Below are 6672 nucleotides of genomic sequence, written 5' to 3' on the forward strand. Positions count from 1 at the left end.
AGCTTGTTAGCACCCTCGTACAATTCAAAGCTGAATTCACCGTCTTTTAGATCACGACCTGTCAACTCTTTTGTCAACTCAATTGTTGCATTTGCCGCCTTTGGTGTGAAGGCATTGGTAAATATTTTGCTTTCTGGATAGACGACTTCTGCCTGCAAGGCATCTCCATCACGAGTGACTTTAACAGTCACTTGTTTTTCAGATGCATCGTAAGCAATCGTAGCATTATCCCCTTTGACCTCTTTCACAGTATAAGTATGTTCACCTTCTGCTGTGTAAGAAATAGCATCAAAGGTTACTTTGCCAGATTTGTTGGTAACAGTTTGAAGTTTGTTTGTACCTTCGTACAATTCAAAACTAAACTCACCGTCTACCAAGTCACGGCCTGTCAACTCTTTTGTCAACTCAATTGTTGCATTTGCCGCCTTTGGTGTGAAGGCATTGGTAAATATTTTGCTTTCTGGATAGACGACTTCTGCCTTCAAAGCTCCTCCATCACGAATGACTTTAACAGTCACTTGTTTTTCAGAAGCATCGTAAGCAATAGTGGCATTGTCGCCCTTCACTTCCTTCACAGTGTATGTGTGTTCACCTTCTTCAGTGTACTCAATCGGTGCAAATGTAATTTTCCCGTTTTGGTTAGTAGTTGTTTGAAGTTTGTTTGAACCTTCGTACAATTCAAAGCTAAACTCGCCGTCTACCAAGTCACGACCTGTAAGAACTTTATCCAGCTCAATAACAGCTTGGGTTTTGGCCGGCTTCTCTTTCTTGTTTACAATGGTTTTGCTAACAGGTTTCGTTGGTGTCGTAAATTCACTAGCTTCAACAATTGTATCTTCTGCCAAGTCATACCCTTTCGGAGCTTGAATTTCTTTGATGATGTATTTATCTCTCAAGAGTTCTTTAAGGCTAAATTCACCTTTAGCATCTGATTCAAACTCACCTAATACTTGGCCAGTTGCTTGACGGATAACTTGGAATTTCGCACCTTTCAGCGGTTCATTACTTTCGTCAACTTTATGAACTTGAATGCCGAAGGCATAACCAACACCTTCACCACCCGCGATTTGGATATTTACTTTACTATTTGAATCGTATGGTTTTTTATTATCACCTACGATAGTCGCCTTATTTTTGATCACCTCACGGTCAACCGCATCATAGTTAACAACTGCTTCATATTCAACTGCAAAGTGATCGTTAGCAGAAATGTTCCCTAGATTAATCGTAAATGTAGTATCTGTTGCATTTACAGTGTATTGAGAGGTGACATCTGTTTTGTTTTTAAGTTGCCATGTTCCAGTGCTGTAATCCCAAGTACCTTTGTAGATCTTAAAGCTACCAGCCTTGTAGGTTACACCTGGTGATTCCATAGAATCTGAAAGAACTGCATTGCTGATTGCCTCGTTGGTCCTATTTACAGAAATACGAAAACCTAGGCTCTTGTGATCTCCATTATCCCAACCAGATTTGATAATAGTATACCGTTTACCTTCTCCGACAGTCCCACTTTTTACTGTACCATCGAATTTCACTTTGTTATTAACAGAGACCTTAACTGGCGCATTACCATCATTTGGAAACTTATCTTTATTAACACCAGCATAGAAGAAGAACGAACCTGAAATATCATTTTTCTCTTCAACAAACTTTGTGAATGTCAAGACAATTTTACCAGTAGTTGCATCAACCTTTGCGTTAGCGATCAATTTACCAGTAATGGAGTCATTAATTTCAAAATCCTGCGATTTGATGTCAATTGGAGAAGCAATAACTACTTCCGTCGTATCTCCTGCTTTAACGTTTTTTCCTTCCAAAGCAAACTTTGCATTAAGACGGAAAGTATCGTATCTTCCAAGCGGAGCTGTTAAATCCCCGCCATCATTGTTTTGAACTTTTACATTTGTGATGACATCCACTTTTTTTGACGTTTCTGCATTTACAATTTTAGAAAAAAGCGTAAAGCATACCATCAATAATGAAAGCATCATCAATAGATATATAGCCAATTTTTTCATTTTATCTCCCCTTATATTCATAATAATAGGCAAAAAATATTATATCACAAATTAGTAGTAATACAAGTAAAAGGTGGCATTTTTTTATTTAGCATCTTGTCAAAATGAAATGTCCTCACAAAACAATTGATGATCATACAAGTTTTTTTACCTATATTATGTTAAAATAGAGAGGAAAATAGAATCGTCCTTCAAGGCACACATTCGGCCGTTTCGAAGGTGCAAGCGCTAGATTTCCTAGCCTTGTTGAAAAAATAGACATAGAAATGGAAGATACAATGGAAAAACAAACCGTTGCAGTATTGGGTCCTGGTTCATGGGGAACAGCCCTTTCACAAGTCCTCAATGATAACGGCCATGAAGTCCGTCTCTGGGGAAATATCCAAGAACAAATCGATGAAATCAATACCGCTCATACCAATCAACGCTATTTCAAAGACATCGTTATTAGCGAAGAGATTACTGCTACGACCGATCTGAAAGCAGCTTTGGACGGCGTGGATGCTATCCTTTTTGTCGTTCCTACAAAGGTGACCCGCTTGGTCGCTAAACAAGTCGCTGAAACACTGGATCACCCTGTCACAGTCATGCACGCTTCTAAAGGGCTCGAACCTGGTACACACGATCGGATTTCTCAAATCCTTGAAGAAGAAATCCCTGCTTCTCTTCGCAGTGAAGTAGTGGTCGTTTCTGGACCGAGTCATGCAGAGGAGACCATCGTACGGGACATCACCCTCATTACAGCAGCTTCAAAAGATTTAGAAGCTGCACGCTATGTTCAAGAACTCTTTAGCAATCACTACTTCCGTCTCTATACCAATACAGATGTTATCGGAGTGGAAACTGCTGGAGCCTTGAAGAATATCATCGCAGTCGGAGCTGGAGCCCTGCACGGTCTTGGTTATGGGGACAATGCCAAAGCAGCCATCATCACGCGCGGTCTCGCTGAAATCACGCGCCTTGGCGTTAAGCTCGGAGCTAGCCCATTGACCTATAGCGGTTTGTCTGGGGTTGGTGATCTGATCGTTACCGGAACTTCTGTCCATTCCCGCAACTGGCGAGCTGGGGATGCTCTCGGACGTGGCGAAAAATTGGAAGATATCGAAGCCAACATGGGTATGATCATTGAAGGGATCTCTACGACCAAAGTCGCCCACGAGCTGGCCCAAGAATTGGATGTCTACATGCCGATTACACAAGCCATTTACCAAGTCATCTATGAAGGAAAAGATATCCGCGAAGCCATCCACCACATGATGAGCAATGAATTTAAAGAAGAAAATGAGTGGAAATAAGTCAACCACCCTAACATCAATCCTACCTTTTAGAAAGGAAACTATATGACTAAAGTTAGAAAAGCAGTCATTCCTGCGGCTGGTTTGGGGACACGCTTCCTCCCAGCTACCAAAGCTTTGGCAAAGGAAATGTTGCCAATCGTTGACAAACCTACGATCCAATTTATCGTAGAAGAGGCTCTGAAATCTGGGATTGAGGAAATCCTTGTCGTAACAGGGAAGGCCAAACGTTCGATCGAAGACCATTTCGATTCTAACTTCGAATTGGAATACAATCTCGAGCAAAAAGGCAAGACTGACTTACTCAAGTTGGTCAATGATACAACAGCGATCAATCTTCATTTCATCCGCCAAAGTCACCCTCGAGGTTTAGGGGACGCTGTTCTTCAAGCCAAAGCCTTTGTTGGAAACGAGCCTTTTGTCGTTATGTTGGGAGATGATCTCATGGACATCACTAATGATGATGCCTTGCCATTGACCAAACAATTGATGAACGACTACGATGAAACCCATGCGTCAACCATCGCTGTGATGGAAGTCCCTCACGAAGAGGTTTCTTCTTACGGTGTGATCGCACCTCAAGGAGAAGGTATTAACGGTCTTTATAGCGTTGAAACTTTTGTCGAAAAACCAAACCCAGAGGATGCTCCAAGTGATCTCGCCATTATCGGACGCTACCTCTTGACTCCTGAAATCTTTGATATTCTTGCAAATCAAGAACCAGGTGCTGGCAATGAAATTCAATTGACGGATGCGATCGACACCCTCAATAAGACCCAACGAGTCTTTGCCCGTGAATTTAAAGGCCAACGCTACGATGTAGGTGATAAATTCGGCTTCATGAAAACTTCGATCGACTATGCCTTGAAACACCCTCAAGTCAAAGATGATCTTAAACAATATATTATTGACCTTGGAAAAAAATTAGAAGCAACTGAACAAACTGCAGACTAATCATTTTCAAATCTACAGAATACAAAAGAGACTGGCCATATCATGTAAGAGCTTTGCTGCCCTACAATGGTCAGTCTTTTTTTATAAAAAAGAGGCTGGATAAAAATCCGGCCTCTTTCGTTTCATTGGACTTGGTCCAATTTACTTTTTATTCTTATTGTTTAAGGATGAACATTGTAAGAATAATTTGTATTTGGGAAAGTTTCAATTTCGCCTGGATTAAAGTTAGAACCGAAGCGATTATTGTTGTTTACACTGTTTCCTACTACAGGAGCTTCAACCGGAGATTGAACTTTTTCTTCTGGCTTCACAGGCGTTTCTACTTTCGAAGATACAGCAGGTTGTTTATCCTTGTTAGCAGCATAGCCAAAGCGATTATTTGGATTTCCTTCTGCATTTGCTGGAATGTCTTTATTAGAAGGTGTTGCTACATAATCTGGAGCCGGAATTTTAATTTTGTTCACATCTTCATTGATTTGTGGTTTTTCTGGAACTTTTGGTGTATCTGGTTTCTTAGGTTCTTCAGGATCTTTATAATTATCTGGTTGAGAAGCACGATATGGATCAGATTTACGTCCAGCTGCCTCTAATTGTTTTTCCATTAATTTTTCATAATCTTTGAAGTGTTGGAAAAGACGATCAGACAATTCCAGTGCATCTTTTGTCACCTTATCTTCGGCAGCTTTTGCAGCTTCCGGTTGATCTTTCAACGCATAATATTCAATATCTTTCTTTTCTTGATCAACAATAAATTGTTTTTCAAGAGCTTTCCAGTGATCTTGGACCGATTTTCCAAAGACATCTTGGTTATTGATCGCCATATTGTCAATGTGCCATACTGTCCAATACCATGAATTTGGATCATAAGTTGCTGTTTGAGGTTTGAAAGCTTCGTAAGTATCTTTTAGATTACCATAGAATGGAACATAAGGAGTGTTCCGAGATGGTCCCATACCAAGCCATAACGTACCACCAAATGATTTTGGAAGTTTTGGATTGATTTGGTAGACATGGGCATCAATAACGTTTTCGTTTCCTAAAGCATACTTGTATTGGTCTTTACGAACAGCATCATTGCTACCATTATCCCCTTGTTTCTTGACACCAATTTGATCGTCTGGAACAAAACGACCATTCAAATGTTCAAAACGGTTGCGTTGGAGAGCAAAGGCATCTTCCAAAGTAAATTTCTTGTTTGGATCTGTTGGTGAGCGGAAGAGTTCGTATTCATCATCTTCATAAGTCACTTTTGATTTTGGATCCAAAAGAGTGATTCCTGCGTAAGTACGTGAACGGTCTCCTTCAGCATATTTTTCTGGTCCATAAGATTTAGCGATATGGAAGTTACCATCTTTGTCTGTCTTGTAGTTACCAGATTCTTTGGCTACTTTTTCGACATCTTTCGAAGCGATCACATTTTCCTTGTCATTCAAATCCACATGACCAAGGTAGTAGGTATTTGCAAAGACTGCATATTTGTCTTCTGGGACTTTTACTGCTACATATTGGTGACCAGAAAGAATTTCCATGTACCAAGTTTCTTTCTGGTCCGCAATAACAACTGTATTCCCCTCAGCTGAACCTTTTTCTTCAATGACTTTCGCAAGTAATTCGATTCCTTCGCGAGCAGATTTTGCACGAGGTAAAATTACATCAAGCATGGCAGCTTCTGGAATTCCCTTTTCTGTCAATGGGTCAGTCTTCAAGACTTTTTTGTTTGGAATGGCTGTAACAGTTGAGGTCATAGAAACGCCGGCTTCGTTAAATCCATGTTCACCAAAAGCACCGTTACTACCATCTCCACGAGCAGAGTCATAAGTCGCTGTGTATTTCATTTCACTAGCAGCATGTGGATAGGTAAAACCATTAGATTCGTCTTCCAGTTGATCCCCTTCCTTATAGTTCTTCGCATCAACAACTACAAAGTTTTTGTTGTGCTTTCCACCATTTGGATAGTAAGGGTAGTCTTCTGTCCGACCAAAGAGAGTGGTCCCATCCTTGGTCAATTGGCGACCAATGATAAAACCGCAACAGGCTTGAACAGCTTGAATTGGTAGGAGTAAAAGTGTCATCGCTACCAATGAGAGTTTTAACAACCATTTTTTCATGGCAAATCTCCTTTGTTTTTGCACTACTTTTGACAAAATAGCACTATTTTTGGTTTTTATATCTCCAGTTTACACCTTTCTCAACCCTTTTGCAAGCGCTTTCTATTTTGCATTTTTATACTTTTTTACCCATGATTACCTTCTCTATGGACCTAGCAATAGAAGGCTCATTTAGCCTCTACAAATATATTATAATAAATATATACAATCCTTTGCATTTCAAACAATTTTCTGTTAGTTTACGATTTTGCTACATTTTTTAGGAAAAAAAGAGAGTGGGACAGAAATCGGTAATTC

Annotated in this window: 4 protein-coding genes; 2 read left to right on the top strand and 2 right to left on the bottom strand. The window is 40.1% G+C overall.

Features of this window, described 5'->3' with window-relative positions; all coding sequences use genetic code 11:
• A partial coding sequence (locus tag HMPREF2918_RS10745) for a Spy0128 family protein (RefSeq protein ID WP_083307789.1) occupies nucleotides 1–2018 on the bottom strand: 2018 nt, incomplete at its 3' end.
• A 278-nt stretch (nucleotides 2019–2296) separates the two neighbouring features.
• Between HMPREF2918_RS10745 and HMPREF2918_RS03485 the strand changes: the two genes are divergently transcribed.
• Together HMPREF2918_RS03485 and galU are read left to right on the top strand one after the other, a co-directional pair.
• Entirely contained in the window at nucleotides 2297–3313 is a 1017-nt protein-coding gene (locus HMPREF2918_RS03485; protein ID WP_049516434.1) for an NAD(P)H-dependent glycerol-3-phosphate dehydrogenase, read from the top strand.
• Between the two features lie 45 nt (nucleotides 3314–3358).
• Nucleotides 3359–4267: a UTP--glucose-1-phosphate uridylyltransferase GalU gene (galU, locus tag HMPREF2918_RS03490; RefSeq protein ID WP_049491186.1), complete on the top strand. Its 909-nt coding sequence runs from the start codon at nucleotides 3359–3361 to the stop codon at nucleotides 4265–4267.
• Nucleotides 4268–4428: 161 nt separating this feature from the next.
• Here galU and HMPREF2918_RS03495 read toward each other — a convergent pair whose 3' ends face one another.
• On the bottom strand, nucleotides 4429–6375 hold the full coding sequence (locus HMPREF2918_RS03495; protein ID WP_049486371.1) for a C69 family dipeptidase: 1947 nt from the start codon (nucleotides 6373–6375) through the stop codon (nucleotides 4429–4431).
• Nucleotides 6376–6672: the final 297 nt, after the last annotated feature.

Origin of the sequence: Streptococcus sp. HMSC065C01, assembly GCF_001813525.1 — a bacterium.
Lineage (GTDB): Bacteria > Bacillota > Bacilli > Lactobacillales > Streptococcaceae > Streptococcus > Streptococcus parasanguinis_V.

Bases quoted from the DNA above. Each gene is read 5' to 3' on its own strand.
- galU (WP_049491186.1), top strand. From the start codon at position 3,359: ATGACTAAAGTTAGAAAAGCAGTCATTCCTGCGGCTGGTTTGGGGACA.
- HMPREF2918_RS03485 (WP_049516434.1), top strand. From the start codon at position 2,297: ATGGAAAAACAAACCGTTGCAGTATTGGGTCCTGGTTCATGGGGAACA.
- HMPREF2918_RS03495 (WP_049486371.1), bottom strand. From the start codon at position 6,375: ATGAAAAAATGGTTGTTAAAACTCTCATTGGTAGCGATGACACTTTTA.